The organism is Leptospira mayottensis 200901116 (assembly GCF_000306675.2).
Lineage (GTDB): Bacteria > Spirochaetota > Leptospiria > Leptospirales > Leptospiraceae > Leptospira > Leptospira mayottensis.
Genome location: NZ_CP024871.1, coordinates 819,977 through 841,515, shown reverse-complemented (window position 1 = coordinate 841,515; position 21,539 = coordinate 819,977). Strand labels below are relative to the sequence as shown.

The 21,539-nt window shown below is 38.5% G+C and carries 14 protein-coding genes and 2 pseudogenes; 3 read left to right on the top strand and 13 right to left on the bottom strand.

Going from position 1 to position 21,539, the window contains the following annotated elements:
* Nucleotides 1-7 precede the first annotated feature (7 nt).
* Together LEP1GSC190_RS03835 and LEP1GSC190_RS03825 are read right to left on the bottom strand one after the other, a co-directional pair.
* Entirely contained in the window at nt 8-619 is a 612-nt protein-coding gene (locus LEP1GSC190_RS03835; protein WP_002745296.1) for a hypothetical protein, read from the bottom strand.
* A gap of 1,419 nt (nt 620-2,038) precedes the next feature.
* Nucleotides 2,039-2,911 carry an Rpn family recombination-promoting nuclease/putative transposase gene (locus LEP1GSC190_RS03825; RefSeq protein WP_002760939.1) on the bottom strand — a complete coding sequence of 291 codons (873 nt, stop codon included), beginning with the start codon at nt 2,909-2,911 and terminating at the stop codon, nt 2,039-2,041.
* Between the two features lie 101 nt (nt 2,912-3,012).
* Between LEP1GSC190_RS03825 and LEP1GSC190_RS03820 the strand changes: the two are divergent.
* Nucleotides 3,013-3,291, top strand: a pseudogene (locus LEP1GSC190_RS03820) (helix-turn-helix domain-containing protein); the annotation flags it as partial.
* Nucleotides 3,292-3,363: 72 nt separating this feature from the next.
* Here the strand turns inward: LEP1GSC190_RS03820 and LEP1GSC190_RS03815 are convergent.
* The 6 genes and pseudogenes from LEP1GSC190_RS03815 to LEP1GSC190_RS03785 form a co-directional block, all read right to left on the bottom strand.
* Nucleotides 3,364-3,960 carry a hypothetical protein gene (locus LEP1GSC190_RS03815; protein ID WP_002754738.1) on the bottom strand — a complete coding sequence of 199 codons (597 nt, stop codon included), beginning with the start codon at nt 3,958-3,960 and terminating at the stop codon, nt 3,364-3,366.
* A gap of 85 nt (nt 3,961-4,045) precedes the next feature.
* Nucleotides 4,046-7,840, bottom strand: coding sequence for a hypothetical protein (locus LEP1GSC190_RS19655; protein WP_254056000.1), 3,795 nt, complete (start codon nt 7,838-7,840; stop codon nt 4,046-4,048).
* A gap of 287 nt (nt 7,841-8,127) precedes the next feature.
* Nucleotides 8,128-9,108 carry a DUF1016 N-terminal domain-containing protein gene (locus tag LEP1GSC190_RS03800; protein ID WP_117344613.1) on the bottom strand — a complete coding sequence of 327 codons (981 nt, stop codon included), beginning with the start codon at nt 9,106-9,108 and terminating at the stop codon, nt 8,128-8,130.
* Nucleotides 9,109-9,634: 526 nt separating this feature from the next.
* Nucleotides 9,635-10,524, bottom strand: a pseudogene (locus LEP1GSC190_RS03795) (LIC10906 family membrane protein).
* Between the two features lie 33 nt (nt 10,525-10,557).
* Complete coding sequence (locus LEP1GSC190_RS03790) at nt 10,558-11,169, bottom strand: LBL_2463 family protein (protein WP_174232259.1); 612 nt, start codon at nt 11,167-11,169, stop codon at nt 10,558-10,560.
* 74 nt (nt 11,170-11,243) lie between these two features.
* Complete coding sequence (locus tag LEP1GSC190_RS03785; protein ID WP_174232260.1) at nt 11,244-11,648, bottom strand: hypothetical protein; 405 nt, start codon at nt 11,646-11,648, stop codon at nt 11,244-11,246.
* Between the two features lie 122 nt (nt 11,649-11,770).
* On the opposite strand from LEP1GSC190_RS03785, the gene LEP1GSC190_RS20680 reads away from it, so the two are divergent.
* Together LEP1GSC190_RS20680 and LEP1GSC190_RS03775 are read left to right on the top strand one after the other, a co-directional pair.
* Nucleotides 11,771-12,250 (top strand): helix-turn-helix domain-containing protein, encoded by a 480-nt coding sequence (locus LEP1GSC190_RS20680; RefSeq protein WP_420844284.1) that lies wholly within the window; start codon nt 11,771-11,773, stop codon nt 12,248-12,250.
* Between the two features lie 31 nt (nt 12,251-12,281).
* A complete protein-coding gene (locus tag LEP1GSC190_RS03775) occupies nt 12,282-13,439 on the top strand; it encodes a helix-turn-helix domain-containing protein (RefSeq protein WP_036048434.1) in 1,158 nt (385 codons plus the stop codon).
* A 180-nt stretch (nt 13,440-13,619) separates the two neighbouring features.
* On the opposite strand, the gene LEP1GSC190_RS03770 is transcribed toward LEP1GSC190_RS03775, so the two are convergent.
* From LEP1GSC190_RS03770 to LEP1GSC190_RS03745, 5 genes are all read right to left on the bottom strand, one after another.
* Nucleotides 13,620-13,889 (bottom strand): hypothetical protein, encoded by a 270-nt coding sequence (locus tag LEP1GSC190_RS03770; protein ID WP_002748703.1) that lies wholly within the window; start codon nt 13,887-13,889, stop codon nt 13,620-13,622.
* 249 nt (nt 13,890-14,138) lie between these two features.
* Nucleotides 14,139-14,897, bottom strand: coding sequence for an MORN repeat protein (locus tag LEP1GSC190_RS03765; RefSeq protein ID WP_002748695.1), 759 nt, complete (start codon nt 14,895-14,897; stop codon nt 14,139-14,141).
* A gap of 4 nt (nt 14,898-14,901) precedes the next feature.
* Nucleotides 14,902-18,381 (bottom strand): hypothetical protein, encoded by a 3,480-nt coding sequence (locus LEP1GSC190_RS20115; RefSeq protein ID WP_237578358.1) that lies wholly within the window; start codon nt 18,379-18,381, stop codon nt 14,902-14,904.
* A gap of 703 nt (nt 18,382-19,084) precedes the next feature.
* Nucleotides 19,085-20,089 (bottom strand): DUF1016 N-terminal domain-containing protein, encoded by a 1,005-nt coding sequence (locus LEP1GSC190_RS03750; RefSeq protein WP_002747036.1) that lies wholly within the window; start codon nt 20,087-20,089, stop codon nt 19,085-19,087.
* 158 nt (nt 20,090-20,247) lie between these two features.
* Entirely contained in the window at nt 20,248-20,460 is a 213-nt protein-coding gene (locus tag LEP1GSC190_RS03745; RefSeq protein WP_002747034.1) for a hypothetical protein, read from the bottom strand.
* Nucleotides 20,461-21,539: the final 1,079 nt, after the last annotated feature.

Here is a 21,539-nt window from a genome sequence, read left to right as displayed (position 1 = left end):
CTACACCTCAATAATCCAATCCCTGAACCGGCTTATGCGCTTCTGCATCATAATCTTTTTCCTTATGCGAATGTATAAACTTTCCCTTATACAAAATCTTACCAGTGCAAGCATCGATCTCTTCTCCATGACCGTATAAATTGCTGCTGGTAAATTTGCCTGACTGAATAATTTTTTTAAACGGTAAAATAGCTTTTCCAACCCCATTTTCACAATCACCAGAAATACATATTAAAGTTCCGCGAAATCCAGCCCACTTCCCATAGTATGTTTTGTTGCCACAAGTATAGAAAACCGTAGAATGGTATCCTCCGTTATTCCAAAACGTTGTAAAAGAGTAGTTATCCTTTTCACATACATAAGATCCGTAATGTTGTTTGTGACCGCCTTCAAAAAAACCATAATATGTACATCCTCCTGGATATTTCTCCATCCCATATCCATGTCTATACCCCTTTTGAAAACTACCGTAATAATAGGTATTATTGTAAGTATAAACACCTTCCCCGGAATAACAATCCCCTTCAATACAACTAAAATTGATTCTAGGTATATAATAAAAAGCGGCCAACACAACCGCTCCTGCTATCAACCAATTTCTAATATATTTTGTAATCATCTGCTACACCGGAAGAAACAGCTCGATCTGAAATCTTATAGAAATTGTTATCTACGTACTTCATAATATCGGACACTCACTTACTCAGTGTATACATTTCCAATACTACCTGCCCTTCTTATCATTTTATATTTTCAAGCCACATTCCCGTTTTCCAGAGTCAACTTTTCTACCTTTGCTATGATGGGTTATGCAAGGGGATTCCGTGCAAGTCATTATTTTTGTGCTATAACACCGATACCGAACCAAACTCGATAGCTTCTTCAAGTTTCTCTCCACCATATTTTTTATATGCGTCTATGATCGAAATAGATTCATCATCATTCGAAAGCTACCATTTGAAAAATAAAAATTGAAATTTATATTTTTTAAAACATTTAAAATAAATCCTCTGGCATTTCGAAATCAAGTTTAGCTCGCTCTTGATTCTTGACAATAGACTCGAAGCCTTCAATCCATTGTTTAAAAATTAGCCATTCGTTTTTTCCTTAGCAACGGAAATTATATTATCGTTTTTACCTTGTGCAACTGAAACTAATTGCCAAAATTTCACTTTCTCCTCCTATCTTGATCCAAACGCTATCGGATTTACGTTATATCCGAGTGATTTCCAATATTTTACAGCTGCATTCCATTGCGCTGAACTAATTCCCGATCTATCACCATATCTTCCAGAACCCGCATTTATAGTGACTGAATTATTTGGTCCAAACCAGGCCTCTCCGCCAATAGAAGCCTGAGAACTAATATTGGAATGAACGATATTACCTCTTAGCGTTGGAATGGCGTTTTTTCCAAGGCGATGTTTATCCCACGGTTGTCAATCGTCCATAAATATTTAGTCGCACCATCTCCATGTTCTCCGCGGATTACATCGGGAACTTAAAAAAGAAATTCAATCGGATTCTTTCAAAAACGTAGGTCTTTAAAATCAGAATTATAAATTCTCGTTCGGATTTCTAATCTTTCAACACGTTATCTTTTTTATCTGAAAACTTACGGATTTATACAAAGAACTTGTCCCAAAACCTTAAAAGCAATCAGCACCAGCTAACTTTAAGTTGCTGGTCTTTTTTTTATCCGATCTCCGTGAAGGTGTCATCTTATCATTTTACTTTTTTAAACGACACTCCGGTTTTCCGGAACCAGCTTTCTACCTTTGGTGTAGATTCTTGCACGGCAAAACTACACAATCTTGTGATTTGTGTCAAGAGTTAAAATCACCTAATACCCATTAGGTAACATGGATTTTCCACTGCTTCGCACAGCCGTGCAGTTCGGGTTTGTTTTTGTAATTTGAAAGGAAAAATGGAAGGAGACTTTAAGAATTTAGAACCAACTCTTTGATACATCAAAGAGTTGCCTATACACCAGTTTTGTCAAATAAAGATGAAGGTTTGAAAAATTTTTTCTCACTACTCAACGAATACCGTGATCTCCAAGGTCCTTCTCCGTTAGGCCGGTGACTCGCAGAACCACATCGAGTTTGATCCCTTCCGCAAGCATCTTGCGAGCCGCTTCTAAAGCCTTTTTAAACTCGCCTTTCTCGATTCCTTGGCGTTCGCCAGCTTCAAAACGAGCCGCTAAGTCATACACATAGTCCCGATCCGATTTGAGTTTCTCTTCTATTTCTTTACGTTTCTTGGGATCATTCGAATATTGTTCCAAGATCGTAAACGCTTTACTCAGATCAGGCGTCTTGTCCACTAAGATACTCATCTCTTCCTCCGTTAATTCCGACGTATGTTTGAACAAATACATCCAACGATACAAATCGCTCCCTTCACGTAGCAACCGCAAATGATCCTCTTCTGTCAACTTTGGTAACTCTATATAATGAATTTCCAATTCGTCCGTTAAAGTAATTTCCGGGTTACTCTCTTCGCGAAATTTGAACTTACTGTGATAATTCTCACTCGGGATTAAATTAAAGTCAACTATATTCACCTGATATACCGCCTTCAAATCGCTATAGCCTTCCCCAGATTTCAATTGATCCCGAATTAGTCCAGAAAGGTAATACAAGCTCCGTTTTACAAACGAATTCTCGTGCGCCACTTGGATTTCAACATGGAAGATTCTACCAGTCTCATCCTTGGCACGTATATCCAGATACGAACGTTTGTCCTTCGCTGAAGGACCCGTTAGCTCCGGATTTAGAATCGTTAACTCCTGGATCCTGTGTTCTTGATTCGTAAAAATCACGCTGTTCAACATCGATATCAGGAGTTTCGGTTCTTTCACGAACAACGTCTTAAACATCCAATCCGACGTTAAAGGCAAAAAGTTCATGCTCTAAATCTTTGAAGTCACCACGCTCTGGAGTCAATGCCTTTTATGGAAAAAGAACCTTTGAATGAAAAAGCATTTACACAGGATTACTGATAACGCCGAATCGATATTTGAATATGAGTTTTACTGATTTCCTGCAATTCCATAGAATCAACGAAGTCAAAGTTATGATGCGTATAAACGCGAATTATAATCTTCTAAATATCGCTCTCGAATGCGGTTTTAATTCCGCTTCTTCGTTTCACAGAGCTTGTATTAAATTTACTGGTAAATCTCCTCGACGGCTTAAAAAGGAAATTTTTTTAAACGAAAGTTCAAGTCTTACGATTCCACAAAAGTCAAAGACACAATCGGATTCTTTCAAAGACATAGATTCTTAAAAATCAGGATTACAGCTTTGTGTTCGGATTTCTAATCTTTTGCTGTGGATTCTGCACTGCGCTACATTATTGTTAACGAATATAAAATTTATCACTTTTAATTCCAATATAATTGGATCCTTCTGAATTACAGGTGATTTCACTCTCGGCAAGGTTGGTACAAACAATGTCGGGTTGGCCATCATCTTTAACTTCACTAACCAAAGGAACAAACGAAGTATCAAGCTCGGAACGTTTTTCCCCTTTTTTGCAATTCACGAATTTAGTTTCTTGGATGTCTGAATTATCAAAATTACAAATCCAGTATTTTGCACCAATAAATGGCTCCTCCCTTGTTCTCTGTGATATATAACCGGCTCTAATCAAAGCGGCCTTATCAGCATATACTAATATCCACATATAAGGAGATCTTGAAAATGCAGTTTTTTCCCCTCTATTATAAAATAAGCGGTAAGAACTTACATTAATTTCTTTCTTCACCAAGCCCTTTGCGAAAGTGAAAAAACTCTCGTTAAACAGCTCTTTATCTAAAAATCTGTCAACCATTTCATAATTCGGAAGAAAATCAGTTTTCACAACTAAAGGAAAATCAGGGTAGATTTTGCCGATTTTTTTTATTTTTCCTTCAAAGATGACTCTATAAGCAACAGAGTCATCCGTTGAAAACATAACCCTCTCTCTACAAAAAGACAAACAAAAGATTAAAGAGAAAAAAACAATTCTACTCATCTGACTTTTTTACAATACGCAATATTTAATACAATCTATTTAACTCCTGTTTCCGTAATACATACATTTGTAATACGAACATTTTTTCATAGTTCGAAAGCGGGGATGAAAGCGCTCTATATTGTTGATTCGTTGCATCATATTGGTTTCCTCCATTCATCCAAGAACCGTCTCTATTTTTTAAATCAAAATTTCTCATTGCTTCTCCAATATCACCTTGGAATCCTCCGCCAGCTGTAGATTCGGCTAATTTAATCAAACCTTTTTGCCTTTGCTCTCTTGTTGAAGCCGACATCCCAGTTTCCATACCGGACTCAATGGTATTCATCAACAATTCTCTTACGTTTCCAGAAGATTTACCGAATAAGTTATAAACAAAATTCAAAGCATCTGTAAAGATTCCATTGTTTCCCAGAGGTAAATTTTGATTATTATAATATTCGTCATATTGGTCTAATACCTTTTCCCTCGCTTCATTTAGATCACTCATCTGACCATCAAAGTCTTCAGAATCGTCGATTGGACTTAGAATTGCCTTATCAAATTCTCCACTCTTAATCATATCCGAAATTTTCTTCTGATATTTGATTGATTCCGCATTCGTTACTTCATTAGAAAGTTCCCCAAAAAACTTAGTTAACGCTTGTTTAATATATCCTTGTGATTCGTTTTCCAATTGTCCCGCTATATTAGATTGACGATCAAGATATCTTGTTTTTGAGTTTGAATCATACTTACCATTTTTCTTACCAGTTTTACCCACAAGAATAAGATTTTCATCTTCTGGTATTAGATTTCCATTTCCATCCAACACAAATCGATTTCCATTGCTATCCGTCAGCGATCCGTCTGATTGCCTGTAAATATTGCCATTCGTAGCAGTTCTCGCAAAAAGATCCCCACCACCAAACAACGCATTCTTGATCGCATTCCAGCCGTTTGAAAGGTTTTCGCCATTGAGACCACCCACAGCACCGGCCATACCGTCCCAAGCTGACTTAGCACCACGGCCAAACCCGCTCGCCAAACCACTCATCCCGTCAAAAATGTCGCTTAACAAATTACGATTTGCAGAAGCGTGATCCGGATTGTTTGTCTTGTTAAAAAGATTACGATCAAAACCGTATTGAACATCACTACTCAAACCACCGTATTCCGAAACTGTCCAAGAGGGAGTTACGCTCATAGGACCAAACTGAGACGTAAGACCAATCGAAGCACCGTAACCGGCTTTCGTATCATAACTAAGACCCAAGCTGCCATACAAACCATTCTTTTCGTTGTATTGACCTCGGATGTTTGCACTCACTCCTTGCGATTGATTCTCACGACCTATGTTATTCACATGGACACCGGCTTCAGCCCAGTTCGAAAAGTTACCTTGGCTATCCGTTCCACCAAGACCTACTTTTAAACCCGCAGTGGCTCCCCAAGATCCGCTTTTAGAATTGTAGTTTAAACCAATACTACCGCCTAACTTCGTCTTGTTGTCCGTACCAATACTCACACCAGCTCCAAATCCGTTTGCGTAACTGTAACTCAGGTTCACTCCTACCACTCCTTCCGTGGTATAGTCCAAGGCAGAGTTTGCAATTCCTGATACAACTCCCGCAAGCATTCCGGCTGAACCACCTTCGTAGGCTCCTCGAAACGATTTCCAACCCGTAGTTCCAATTGCAGAGATTGCCATCAGGCTAACTCCGATCGGAGCAAACGGAGTAAACGTAAGGATCGCACCCACGATTCCAGTTACGGCTAACGTCGTAGTAACTACTTTGTCTAGGACGGCGTCGTTCGCATACATCTCCGCTCCGGTTCGCATTCCTAACTCATTCACATGTCGTTGTGCTTTGTTCGAATCTCTGAACTTGGCTAACTCGTAGTTCCCTTCCGCAAACGTGCCATTCATCGTTTCGTTTCCCATACCAAGGGTTAGTAGGGTCACAAACGGTTCCGTCACAGTCTCGGCTGCAAACAGTGCAAAGTCCATGGCTCCCGACATTGCATACAACGCACCTTGCAGCGCTCTTTCACTTTGTTTGCCCGCTTCTCTCAGGTCTTTCTTCGCACCGTTAAAGTCTGTAGTCGCTTTCAAGCTTGCTTTCACCCCAGAGATCACTGCATTCCCTATTCCTTTCGCTAACTCTACGGATCCTTCTCCCATCGCTCCTAATTGATTGTAAAATCTTCCCATTCCTCCCAACTTTCTGTGCCGGGCCGCATCCATCTTGCCCTTTCTCTTGTCCATTTCCTTCTTCGTCTTCAGGATTACATAAAATTGGGAAAACTGCGCTTCTCCAAAACTTCCGTCGGATACTTCTCCCACAAGAAATCCAGAGTTCATCGCAGACTGAGCGCATTGTTCCGCTGACTTACCCATACAAGATACACTGTCACCATTCCTCACTCCTTCCAAATAATCATTGAAAGAAGCTTCAACCTCACTCGGATCAAAAAGTCCCTTCTCCGCTTCGTAGTTGTGTTGTTTCTCAGGATTAAATACTTTCTTAAACTCCGCACTCATCTTGTTCTTCGCAAGTCGGACCATCACCGTTAGGTCATTTGCACTCGGAACATTCTCATGATCAATTAACAACTCCGGCTTTCCAAGATCCCAACTCTTCCCATTCGAATCTTTGACTTCCGGAAATACCGTCGGAGGATTGTAATTGTAATTCTGATACGTTCCCAGGGTTTGAACCTCGTCCCCTCCGCTTGCCGTTTTGATCGTCCTTACATATACAGATCCCAATCTAGCAAAACCTCCATACGCCATCGTTTGGTTCAGTTGATCGTCCACCGATTCGTTCTGCTCTTTGATCGTCTTCGCAAACACTTCCGGTAAATTCCTCAAAGATTCCAGGGTTTGTAATATGATTAGGTTTTGACTCAGTTTGTTCGTTTCGTTTAACAATCCTTTGAATTGTTCTTTTAATCCGCTATCATTGAAGTTGTATTTCTTCACTTCGTTTAAAAAGAAGTTCGTATCAATAGACGACGCTCTCTCAATAAGGCTTGCGGAAATAATTCCCGGCTTTTTAGAAAGAATGCTTGAGAGTATATCGTTTACATTCACGTTCATACTCACTCCAGCAGGCAGATTCTCCTGCATCGAGGTTACAATTCCTGAAATCGAATCATACATCTCTTTCATTGTCAACTCGTCCGCTTGGTCATTGCTCTTTTGGAGGAAACTTTGGGTCCAAGTCTCTTTCTTTTCCAATGTGCTTTCGATTCGGTCTAAGTAGATCTTTTGGTTTGCTTCGTGTTGGGCTTTAAAGTCGTTTCTCCAGTCTTTCCATTTTCCTTGAAACTCCTGCACCATGTTTTCCCATCTTTTTGTTCCCGTTTGTTTCAAATACGATATGTTCTGGATCCAATCGCTCTTTAAATCGTAGAATTCCTGTTCTTTTAAATTCCACTGTTGTTTTTGTTCTTGGGCTCTTTGTTGTAGTTCCGCGTTAAAAATTTGCGAGACTACTCCGCTTTCTCCCATGTAATCGTTGAGGACCGTTCTGTAAATGTTCGTCTCTACGTTGTATGCAATCGTTTCTCCATTCGTTGTTTGGGTGATCTTTTTTAGTAAGTTCGAGGTAAATTGTTCTCTTTCTTCTAGCACTACCTTCCCGTCCACTTTCACCGCTATTTTCTCTTCCACCCCGATTTGTTTGGTATAGTTTTCGGCTTTCAGACGACTGAGGAAAGTGGACGAATTTTTCTTCGCTTCCGCGAAGAAAAACCGCGCTCTCCGTTTCAATCTGCAACGCAACATTTCAATCTTTTCGTATATTCCGATTTCTTCATTCAATCCATGTTGCATTGCAGGATTTCCACTGCGATCGCTTTCGCGGTCGTGGATCGATGTTTTGTTGTTAAAAAGAAAATGCGAACCGCCGGTTCGCATTTTTGAAACCTTTATCAATGTTCCGCTTTGTAATTCAACAGATAACAATGATAAAGGTTTTTCAACTAACATATATAACGTATTATTCTTACTATATTCATAATATTTAAGTATGGATTAAAGTCAACAGACTCTTGATTTCTTCTTTGTTTAAAGATAAAAAATACATAATTTTACGACTTTTTTCACTAAAGATTCTAAAGTTAATTCTCGAACGAAAGTTCTTCATTCAAATGGATTCCTTTTGCGCGTAACGTTTCATAGTCCGATTCTTTGCCAGGTAAATACAAAACATCCCCCAAATAACGACCATATTTATCTTGTATGTGCGTTCTAATCAAAAGACCGGTTCCGGGTTTTAGTTTCTTCTTTAAAGAATCAAAAGCCTCAACACCACCTGGTCCGTTCAATTCCGGAGCATTGATACCAAGTAAACGAATCTTTTGTCTGGCTGTCAGACCGAAACCCAAGTCCATTTGAGCGACAAAAGTATCTCCGTCTACGACCCTTTCCAATATTCCAAGATAATGATAAAGTAAACAATCCGAATTCCCTTTGTCAATACTCCAGGTTTTCTTTGTAAAAGATAGTCGCACGATTTCGCTTTCCTTAAAACCTTTAAGATCCAATTCGCGGTAACAACGAAAACCCAAATCGATACGAAGTCTTTCTTGTCGGTTAAACGCATTCTTTACAATTTTATAATGATAAATCTCTCCACTCGGGCGATTCCACTTTAAAGACTTCAAACCGCCGTAATAACCGCTTTCACGAGCATATCGCTCTAACAGCTCTCTGCTCCAACCTTTTTCGCCCGCTTCTTTTTCTAACTTCTTTCTTGTCGTTAGATTTGAAACGGCCGATAAAATCCTGTAATGACTCCAGCTCAAACGAAAATCCAACTTCTTTCCATGATATGCTTGGTAAAATTTAAGCGCATAATAAAGGGTTCGCTTCGAAAAGTTCGATTTTACTACCTTGCCTATCTTCTCAGTAAGAGTTCTCATTCTCTGTCTACTTTTCTCATTCATTATGTAGGAATTAAACTCTCGATTCAATAAACCTCCGATTTCCAAATGTCCCGTTAATAGAAAGCGATTCCCACCTTTGTATGTATTTTCCCTAATGGATTCGAAGATAGAAGCGATTTCTTTTGCTAAACTTTCTGTATCTTGGCGTTTCAAGTCTTTAGTCTTACCTATTTAAAATATAAAGCGAAAATTAACTGATAAATCGAGAAGATTTAATTACCAACTAACCGCTTTTATATCTTCGGCTGATCCCTGAATAACAAACCGCTTTTTATAAAATACAACTCTACTAGAAACTGTCTCAAAAATACTTTATCTTTGCTTAAAATGCCGATTCCAATCATTTCAGGATATTTTTGAAACGCTTTATAGTGTTATATACCGACACTTCGTTTTTAGAGTTTGAGGTCGTTTCTTTATGGTTAGAATCAGGCAGCGAGAAATTTTTTATTTACTTAACCCTAAACGTTCCATAGTCCGAACTTTTTCTCGGTTGAGATTCCGCGGTTTTTAAAACGGAGGTCGATCGCTACACCGATTCTTCGAAAAAGCTGAAATATGGCTCTGTGTATTTCCATCCGATAAAATGTGGAGGAAATTCGTCTATCGGAGAATCGAGTTCAATAAATCCGAAAATAATCCGACTTTTCGTTATTCGTTTTACCGGAGTTCGAGAAAATTATCGAATTCGTCTATTGTAAATGCTCGCTACAAGTTCCGCTCTCTCCAAACGTTCCAGAGTGGGATACCTAACCGCTAAATCAAAGTGTTTGTCCGCAATATTCATAGTGACAAGAGCTTTCGAAGCAATAAGTTTCAAATGATAGCCATGCCCATCCATAATACGATATAAGCCCAAGACGCAAAATGAAAAGATTCGACTTAAAATCGGAGTCGGAGCACCTTCAATGACCAACTCTCTAATTTCGAATGCGTCGTAATGCAAAATCGCAACAGACCAAAGAATGGCGAATATCAAAAGTCCAAAAGCGGAATAAACACCCAAGAAAATATTATTCAAAGGAAGTATGTAACAAAAAATGATAGCGAATAGAAGAGCGATTAAGATTCCAGATAACATCAAGAAAGAACGGATTCTTTCATCGCCTCGCTTTCTAAGCATAATGAAACTTAAATCAAAAGAAATCTTTATTACTGAAATAAAGCAAAAGATCGTCAGTAAATGGTAGTTAAAAAGAGGAACAAACGAATAGCCGGACATATCATTTATCTGGGCATAACCTCCGCAAAAGAGATGATCGAAAATGTCGGAAGCAGCACGAAGATCATAATCGTATGATAAGCATTCATTGAATATTTAATTTTAGCAATAGAATAAACTACGATTTCAAGAAATAAGGGAATAAATGGAATCGGCAATAAGATCCAGTTCGAATATATTTCTCGATATTCATTTGGAACCAACAATCGCATACCGTATCCAACCATCCAACTGCAAAGCATTACACATAAAAATAAGAAATGCTTTTGTATTTTCGCTCTAGGTTGAATGCGGTACACATAAATTCCAAGGTATAGTATAAAGAAACCTGTAATGGATGTTATCATTCAAATTTCCTAAAGCGATATTTTGACACGCGCTTACGATGATTTTGACGCAATCTCTTGTAAAGTTTTTTTTTCAATTTCTACGACAGAACATATACATAGTTCTCCTTTCAAATATAGTCCAGGATAGTAAACATCTTCATAGAATCGATGAGAAAGATGTGCTCCAAATTTTTTATAAAACAAGCCTATACTTTTAAGCGCACGCGGATACATTCCATAGATTATTGAAAATTGCTTTTGAACACAAAACTTAGCTACAGCTTTAAATGTTTCCCTGGCCGCTCGCCAACCATCGTAAGTATGAACAAACGCTAAAGAATTCCAATCGGCGACCCTCTCCTCAATAACTGCATAACGTCTATGAGGGAACTTTTCGGCTTCATTGTAAATCACTGCATTTTCCAAAGGAATTATGTTATATGGCTTCTTTTCAACTATACGCATTACTGACAGAATCTCACTTTCCTTTTCAAAATAAAACCAAGTGGACCATTCATCATAATTGAATGCCCGCCAGGGCGTGTCACTATATCCTGCGTTGTCAAACGACCGACGCAAAAAATCTTTGATCCGAGCAAGCTCCCTACTGGGATCAATTCCTGAAATCATTTTAATTGAGTTTTCTGAAATCAATGTAGACATAACTTTATTATGTCTCTTATTTTTAAAAAATCAAGTAATTGTACTATTTTAGAATATAATATTTTATTATCAAACTACTTAATAAGTTTGAGGATTAAACCTTTTAACAATTCGTAGCTATCCTTTTTGACTTCCGCCAGAAGTTTAACTAGCTCATACAGCTTTGCATCCTTCTTTATCTTATAAAAGAATCGAATTTCCTCGTCGCTGAAAATTTCGACGTCTGTTTTAATCATATCTCCTTCACCCGTTGTCAGCCAGACAGAAGAAATATTCGTATGGTGTTCGAAATTAACTGCAAATGTTGAAGTCAACGGCCTCTTCCCAGCGGCGACTCTATAAAGGTTGGTATGATGAATTTTCATCCGAAGAGCAATGCTCCTTTGATTTAACCCTTCAGTTTGCAATAAGAAATCCAAAGCAATATTTAACCGCTTCAAAACTTCTTCTTCGACTTTCGGATGCTTTTCAGATTTCATATAATAGCAAAATTATAATTTTCCACATTTGTGCCCTTGGCACTTTTTTTAATTGACTTGTTGCCAGTGGCACAATATAAGTTGACCGATCTCGAATTCAATATAAGTAGACAGGCCTATAAATGTCAGATTCAAGAACCTTCATGCTTACCAAAAAAAATAAACTCCTCGCATTCATCCTTTATGGAGCCGTTCGAAATTTTTTAGAAAAGCGTAAAATTCTACCATTCTTTTTTAACTCTTCGTTTTGGATTCCTTCCATTCTAAGCAAAAAGGAACACTCGAAAAATCTCCTGCAAAATATTGATCTTAATCTAATTCAAATTCGATTGAATGAATTTTTGGACGAAAATTTGCGATTGCCAGACTTTGCTATATACATCATCGGACTCAGCACTAACCAAGCGTCGCACTACTTGAATCACGAACTAAATATTAGTTTTAAGGATTTTCTGAATTTTAACAGGTTAGAAAAAGCCAAAAGAATAATTCACCTCAGAAGCAATTCTGAAATACAACGGTTTTCGAAAGGCTTCAACGATCAGAAAAAGATTAAAACTCAATTCATTAGAAAGCATCTCTTCAAACGATTTATTAAATAACGAATAAGAGAACACTTTTTAAATCAATATTATGATCGAGTTCCATTCAATATTTGATATGAATACCATCGGAATTTTAGATTATGAGAATATTTTAAAATTGGGAATTATCTATTTTCATGCTTTTGGGGTAGTTATCGGATTTTTATTAGGATTTTCGAAACTTTTTTCGAGTGATGGTTTTAGTAAATCCTACGGTTCCGTTTTACAATCCGCCGCCTTTTTTCTGATTTTAAACAATGGAATTCTTTTCGACCAAGGAAACTTACGAACTGAAAACAAAATTACATTCGGATTTTATTACGGCGTTTTTCTTTATTCCAGCTTGGCTGTATTCGTCTGTTTCAACTCTTTATTAGAATCTTTAGATAATCCTTGGATTTATTGCAAAAGACTTTTAGGAACGATTCCTGCTACCACTCTACTCTCTTACTTGATTCCGCAACTTTACTTTATTTCATTCATCGACATTCTTGGGTTTGGGATTTCTATTTTTACTTTTGTTTGGTCTTTGAAAAAAGTTTTAAAATCCAATAAATCTATTTTATATTTTAACCTCCCCTTTTTATCGTTTTTAATTTCTATATGTTTTGTTTTTGATTTTTTAGGTACGATGTTTGATAAGAAGGATTTCTTTTTTATTGCGGAAATAATTCCTGGTTCCGTGATTTGCTACACGATTGTTTTAGAGCGCTTTTTTCCCTTTTTATTTTGTAAGGTTGCACTAACAAACTTATACAAAGAAATTGAATTAGAAACCATTCCAATTTCGGAGATCAAAGAACAAAAAAAATATAAATATCCGCATAGAGATTTGTTAGAAGGAATCGATTTAAACAAAGTCGAAATTAAACTGAACCATTTTTTAGATTCTAAAGGTTTTATAGACGAAGAACTGAGACTCCCGGATTTTGCAATTGATTTAGGCCTCACTACTCATCAGGCTTCTTACTATTTGAATCGATATTTGAATATGAGTTTTACTGATTTCCTGCAATTCCACAGAATCAACGAAGTGAAAAATATGATGCGTATAAACGCGAATTATAATCTCCTAAACATTGCTCTTGAATGCGGCTTCAATTCCGCCTCTTCGTTTCACAGAGCTTGTGTTAAGGTTACTGGTAAATCTCCTCGGGAGCTTAAAAGAGAAATTCAATCGGATTCTTTCAAAAATGTAGGTCTTTAAAATCAGGATTATAAATTCTCGTTCGGATTTCCAATCTTTCACACGTTATCTTTCTTATTTGAAAACTTACGGATTTATACAAAGAACTTGTCCCAAAACCTTAAAAGCGATCAGCACCCTCTAACTTTAAGTTGCTAGTCTTTTTTTATCCGATCTCCGTGAAGTTGTCATCTTATCATTTTACTTTTTTAAACGAAACTCCGGTTTTTTCCGGACTCCGCTTGCTACCTTTGGTGTGGATTCTGCACTACCACGGCGACTTCTTTTAGCTAATGTTAAAGGCGGACGATCTGCTCCAACTGCAAGAGTAAACTCATTCATAAAAGATTCAAGTTTAGCATTGAAAAGTAAATCAATAAACATCTCTACTTCAGTAAGGTCGGATTCGGTTAAGCCCTTCATTTTTCCCAATACTCTTTTTAACAAAGCTTCTTGAGTCAAAGATTTCATTCTCATATTCCTTTAAGTATTAGTAATCGATAAGGTTCTCTATATATTCGGCCACTATTCTATCTTTATTTATTCTTAAAAAATATTATATTCCTATTTTTTTAAGTAATTCCATAGATTACCAGATTTTGTGTTTGTCATCCGTTATGTTAGTTTGAATCTCTGGTATTTTGATTCTTCAGAGATTCAAAATCAAGACGTACTAATTATCATTTTACCGTTGGTGTGGATTCTACACTACACCGGGTTTCAAGGGGGCACACCAATTCCTTCCTCTATCATCCGCTTCTCAACTTCCTTCATTAATTTTTTATTACCCTCATACCATTTTCTATATTCAGGATCTAAAAAGTGACCCCCTGCCCATTCTCCACGCTGAAAGACTTTGCCATTCTTGTACAAAGTCCCTTTACCATGATAATGAGTATTTTTAAATTCACCTTTGTAAACGATATTACCGTCGGAATCCGTCTCAACTCCGAAACCATTTAAATATCCATTCGTCCAATTTCCTGTAAGAATTCCATCTTGCTCTCTAAATTTAACAGTTCCAAAACCATCCTTGCAATTCCCTTTCAAACAGAGCCTACCATTTTCCCAAATCCCTGAGTATTGTTTACCGGAAGCAGTAGTTTCTGTTCCTGGACCGTTTGCAATTCCTTGAATCCAATAGCCTTCGAATATAAATTTCTTTCTATCTTCCAATGGTTTCATATTCCAACAAGAATAGATCCCATATCCGTCGTAGTAGCCGTTTACAAAACCTCCTTCATATGTACAGCCAGAATGATATTCAGCTTTTCCTTTCCCATTCAACCTGTAATTCTTAAACTCACCAGAATATCGAGTATGATTAAATTCCTTAACCCCAATCCCACTCCTGCAATTCCCTTGGATACAATGAAAGCCAAAGTATCTGACATAGAACAATTGTCCCGCTACTAGGAGGATCAGAGAAAGTACAACAACCCCAACAATTCGCACAAAATATTTCCAAATACGTTTCATTGGATTACAACTCGAACCAATTATTCTTTTTTGGTTTTTCAAATCCTGGAGCTATACCAGACTGTTGCACTTCTTTGGACAAAGGAAAAATAGACTCATCCAGAAACCGAATCATTTGCTGCACAGTGCTGCCATTATTGGTCATTACCAAATACCCAATACTAGCTGCCACGGATTTCTGATAGCCTACAGGATCGTTAATACTACTGTGATCCATTTCTGCATGTTTGTCTCCTTGACCTTCATACATTTGGAACATGACAACTTCACCTTGCTCATTTCTCAATACATGTCCTTGCGCAAACGAATCTTGAATGATATGAAGTGCAGAACCCGTCAGCCCGGCTCTTACTTCTTTAGGAAGTAGAAAGTTCCCATTACCATCCTTAGCTGTGCTCAGTGTAAATAGATCCACAATGGTTTTCATAATCTCCTTTTTGGTAGTAGTTGCGGCGATTTCTGGTCCATCCGCCATTGAGTGCAATTCCTGCATGTCGCCAAAATGAGATCTAAATGTCAAAGAATCGTCTGACATTCCCCTGCTATGTTTCGCAAATACTTCAAGGAATTTCGATAAACCTTCCGGCAAATCATTCGATCTAACCCCTCGTATCATATCCATCGAGGCTTCAACACCCGCAATCTTCGCGGCTTCTAATGTAATACGTTCATGATTAGGATCCTTAGGTGCAATCGTATGAACATTCATTAAATTGTCTGATGCCGTTCTTTGACGTATTTCATAGGTACCGTCGGGCTTAAGTTCCGCTACAAAATCAGGATCACTCGTCGGCAAAATATGTTTTCCTTGTTCTATCATATGTTTTGCATATTTTTCTTTCATACCTTGCGTCATAAACGGATTTTCTGAAAGATTCCCATCATCCCCACCACCAAACAACGCATTCTTGATCGCATTCCAACCGTTTGAGAGGTTTTCGCCATTGAGACCACCCACAGCACCGGCCATACCGTCCCAAGCTGACTTAGCACCACGGCCAAACCCGCTCGCCAAACCACTCATCCCGTCAAAAATGTCGCTTAACAAATTACGATTTGCAGAAGCGTGATCCGGATTGTTTGTCTTGTTAAAAAGATTACGATCAAAACCGTATTGAACATCACTACTCAAACCACCGTATTCCGAAACTGTCCAAGAGGGAGTTACGCTCATAGGACCAAACTGAGACGTAAGACCAATCGAAGCACCGTAACCGGCTTTCGTATCATAACTAAGACCCAAGCTGCCATACAAACCATTCTTTTCGTTGTATTGACCTCGGATGTTTGCACTCACTCCTTGCGATTGATTCTCACGACCTATGTTATTCACATGGACACCGGCTTCAGCCCAGTTCGAAAAGTTACCTTGGCTATCCGTTCCACCAAGACCTACTTTTAAACCCGCAGTGGCTCCCCAAGATCCGCTTTTAGAATTGTAGTTTAAACCAATACTACCGCCTAACTTCGTCTTGTTGTCCGTACCAATACTCACACCAGCTCCAAATCCGTTTGCGTAACTGTAACTCAGGTTCACTCCTACCACTCCTTCCGTGGTATAGTCCAAGGCAGAGTTTGCAATTCCTGATACAACTCCCGCAAGCATTCCGGCTGAACCACCTTCGTAGGCTCCTCGAAACGATTTCCAACCCGTAGTTCCAATTGCAGAGATTGCCATCAGGCTAACTCCGATCGGAGCAAACGGAGTAAACGTAAGGATCGCACCCACGATTCCAGTTACGGCTAACGTCGTAGTAACTACTTTGTCTAGGACGGCGTCGTTCGCATACATCTCCGCTCCGGTTCGCATTCCTAACTCATTCACATGTCGTTGTGCTTTGTTCGAATCTCTGAACTTGGCTAACTCGTAGTTCCCTTCCGCAAACGTGCCATTCATCGTTTCGTTTCCCATACCAAGGGTTAGTAGGGTCACAAACGGTTCCGTCACAGTCTCGGCTGCAAACAGTGCAAAGTCCATGGCTCCCGACATTGCATACAACGCACCTTGCAGCGCTCTTTCACTTTGTTTGCCCGCTTCTCTCAGGTCTTTCTTCGCACCGTTAAAGTCTGTAGTCGCTTTCAAGCTTGCTTTCACCCCAGAGATCACTGCATTCCCTATTCCTTTCGCTAACTCTACGGATCCTTCTCCCATCGCTCCTAATTGATTGTAAAATCTTCCCATTCCTCCCAACTTTCTGTGCCGGGCCGCATCCATCTTGCCCTTTCTCTTGTCCATTTCCTTCTTCGTCTTCAGGATTACATAAAATTGGGAAAACTGCGCTTCTCCAAAACTTCCGTCGGATACTTCTCCCACAAGAAATCCAGAGTTCATCGCAGACTGAGCGCATTGTTCCGCTGACTTACCCATACAAGATACACTGTCACCATTCCTCACTCCTTCCAAATAATCATTGAAAGAAGCTTCAACCTCACTCGGATCAAAAAGTCCCTTCTCCGCTTCGTAGTTGTGTTGTTTCTCAGGATTAAATACTTTCTTAAACTCCGCACTCATCTTGTTCTTCGCAAGTCGGACCATCACCGTTAGGTCATTTGCACTCGGAACATTCTCATGATCAATTAACAACTCCGGCTTTCCAAGATCCCAACTCTTCCCATTCGAATCTTTGACTTCCGGAAATACCGTCGGAGGATTGTAATTGTAATTCTGATACGTTCCCAGGGTTTGAACCTCGTCCCCTCCGCTTGCCGTTTTGATCGTCCTTACATATACAGATCCCAATCTAGCAAAGCCTCCATACGCCATCGTTTGGTTCAGTTGATCGTCCACCGATTCGTTCTGCTCTTTGATCGTCTTCGCAAACACTTCCGGTAAATTCCTAAGTGACTCTAATGTTTGCAGAATAATTAGGTTTTGACTCAGTTTGTTCGTTTCGTTTAACAATCCTTTAAATTGTTCTTTTAATCCGCTATCATTGAAGTTGTATTTCTTCACTTCGTTTAAAAAGAAGTTCGTATCAATAGACGACGCTCTCTCAATAAGGCTTGCGGAAATACTTCCCGGCTTTTTAGAAAGAATGCTTGAGAGTATATCGTTTACATTCACGTTCATACTCACTCCAGCAGGCAGATTCTCCTGCATCGAGGTTACAATTCCTGAAATCGAATCATACATCTCTTTCATCGTCAACTCGTCCGCTTGGTCATTGCTCTTCTGGAGGAAACTTTGGGTCCAAGTCTCTTTCTTTTCCAATGTGCTTTCGATTCGGTCTAAGTAAATCTTTTGGTTTGCTTCGTGTTGGGCTTTAAAGTCGTTTCTCCAGTCTTTCCATTTTCCTTGGAACTCCTGCACCATGTTTTCCCATCTTTTTGTTCCCGTTTGTTTCAAATACGATATGTTCTGGATCCAATCGCTCTTTAAATCGTAGAATTCTTGTTCTTTCAAATTCCACTGTAACTTTTGTTCTCCCGCTCTTTGTTGCAACTCTGCGTTAAAAATCTGAGATACAACTCCGCTTTCTCCCATATAATCATTGAGGACCGTTCTGTAAATGTTCGTCTCTACGTTGTATGCAATCGTTTCTCCGTTCGTTGTTTGGGTGATCTTTTTTAGTAAGTTCGAGGTAAATTGTTCTCTTTCTTCCAGCACTACCTTCCCGTCCACTTTCACCGCTATTTTCTCTTCCAACCCGATTTGTTTGGTATAGTTTTCGGCTTTCAGACGACTGAGGAAAGTGGACGAATTTTTCTTCGCTTCCGCGAAGAAAAACCGCGCTCTCCGTTTCAATCTGCAACGCAACATTTCAATCTTTTCGTATATTCCGATTTCTTCATTCAATCCATGTTGCATTGCAGGATTTCCACTGCGATCGCTTTCGCGGTCGTGGATCGATGTCAAGCTACAAATAGCTTCCAAGCGGAGCTTGGAAAAATCTCCTGAAGTTCAAGAAACTGGAATATGCCGGTTTTGTAAACCACAAGCCGCAACGGTAAAACTACAAAATCCTGTGATTTGCGTCAAGAGTCAAAATCACCTAATACATGCTAGGTCACATAGATTCCGCACCGCTTCGCACAGCCTGTGCAGTTCGGGTTTGTTTTAGCAGTTTGAAAGAAAAAAACGGAAGGAAACTTTAAGAATTTAGAACCAACTCTTTGATAAATCAAAGAGTTGTCGTTAGGCGGTTTTTTGTCAAGGAAAGATCGAATTTTACTCATTTTTTTAAAATCTAAAAGCCTCCAATCTTTGAAAGTTCCTCGTTTAAATAAATTCCATCCTTTAAGATCTCTTCCGGTTTAATTGCCTTTTTGGGTAAATACAAAACATCGCCTACATAACGTCCGTAGATGTCTTTCGATCTGCTCCTTACAATTATCTTTGTTTTAGAAGGTAATTTCTTTTTCAACAACTCAAAACTGCTTGCGCCTTCATCCGTATCCAATTCCGCCGACCACACGTTGTGTAATCGAATTCTCTGTCTTGCAATTACGTTAAAACCTAACTGCAACTTTACAAGAATTGTATCTCCGTCAATGATGCGTTCGATTTCCCCAAAGTAGAAATAAAGATCCGATGATTTGGGGATCTTTGTTTTCTTAACATTCCAGGATTTACCTTGTTTGTGGATCTCTAAAATATCGTCGGTTTTGTATTTGTTACCGGCTTGAGTTTGCGGTATTTCGTAGTAACAGTAAAAACCTAAATCAAGTAGGCAAATTTCGTTCGTAGTTAAGCTTTCTTTGATTTTGTAATGCCAAAGCAAACCCTCAGGGCGTTTCCATCTTAATTCCGGAGATCTTCTTTGTTGTCCGCTTTCTTTGACTTTAATAGATAGATCCTTTTCGCTCCATCCCTTTTGTATGGCTGCTTGTGTCAACTTCTCTCTCAGTTTCTCATCAACGATGGATGCCAATTTTCGATAATGGCTCCAGCTTAGTCTATGATCCAATTCCGATTTTCCGTAAACTTCGTAGAACTTTTGAGCGTAAAAGAGGTTCCTTTCCGAAAATCCTTTTTTTAAATGTTTCTGCAATTGAAAAGAAATTGCTTTCATCCAGCTGCCACTCGTTCGTTCTTCATTTGTCGCATCTTTCTCGGTGTCTTTTAAAATTCTCCCGATTTCTCGATTTGCTTCTAAAACTACAGTGTTTTTATTCAAAGAACTCTGAGATCGGATTTCTTCGTATACCTTTAAGATTCCGTTTAACGCTTGATTGATTTTCTCCCGATTCATTGAAAATAATATCCTAAGCCTTTATCTCTTTTTTTCCTCTTTAGCTTTCACAGAGTAGATGCACGGCAACTAACAAATATTAAGCCTTCAAGTTCAATCTGATTTTATTCTTAACATCCGCAAACTTTTGACCTAGGATATTTGGTGTTAATATTCAATTACTTTACAAGGCGAAGCTTGGGTCTTTCTGGTAAATCCAGATCGACCCACGCATCCGAAAGCTGTTCTATCGAGCACATCAATACAAATTCTTCCACTTCTTCCAATTCAGAAAGATTAAGATTTTTCAATATCCCCTTAATCCTTTTTATTTTCTGCTTTCTTCCTTCTATTTCATGAGAATTCTTTTTTATCGCTAAATTCGAACTCATATTTGCTTACTCCTCAATGAACTGAATGTTCATTATACTTTTGATATATTCAGTTCTACTGACTCAGTTTTTAAAAAATTAGCAATCAAAAAGTTTCAGATTTCAGAAGTAGTCATTCAAACTATTCAAAAATTTTGAATTTTTTCTCCTTTTGCGCACTTTATTTACATCTCTGAGAAATGTCTACTGAACAGCTCACTTTAGGGATTGAAGCGCTTCTTTCACTGTCCGGTTTTTCCGAAACTCGCTTTCTACTTTTGGTATGGATTCTGCACTGCGTCTGTTATCTTATATTTGACTTCCATCATTTTAGTTTTTGCGATACTCAGCGTCAAAGTTTTGCCTTTCATACTCAAAAACTACATTAGCAACCCGCAATGCAATACCTCCGCCGTTTTCTGTCTATAACGAGCGAAGCGAAGTTTGTCTGTCCTCTGAATTAGGTTACGATTTTCCTTTCTTTCCTTACTTGCTCCCTTCTTTACTTTTGAAAGAAGGGAATTCTTTTTGTGTTTCTTAATTCTTTTACTTTCGCTTACAAAGTTAAATCACTCTTTATTTTTCTTTATTCTATGTTTTGTCCGTTCTCGTTTAGAATGGGCTGAACACATCTCTCAGTCGTTAATCTTGTTGTTATAATATTCCAAAAAATACTATTCGTCATCCCAAGAGGGTTCTTCAATTTTGTAAGACCCTTCATCCTTGTGAAGACCAATAATGCTCTAAACCGAATTTCATCATTCCCTATTCTAAAATTATTTCGAGCAAAACGAATGTAGTTTTGAAAATTACATCCGTAAATTCGGATTTATTAAATCGTGAAAATTTAAAGTCCTTAAATAACAAAGAGAGAGCAGAAGTTTTAGCACGGATTTTTTTCCAACGAATTCGTTGAAATAGAAAGGGTAACAGCCTAATAACGAAGAACGGCTTCTTATTTATTATTAAAATCAACAATCTGTGAAGTTGTCATCTTATCATTTTACTTTTTTAAACGAAACTCCGGTTTTCCAGACTCCGCTTGCTACCTTTGATATGCTTTCTGCACGGCATTTAGAATTAATCAAAATGCTCTGCCC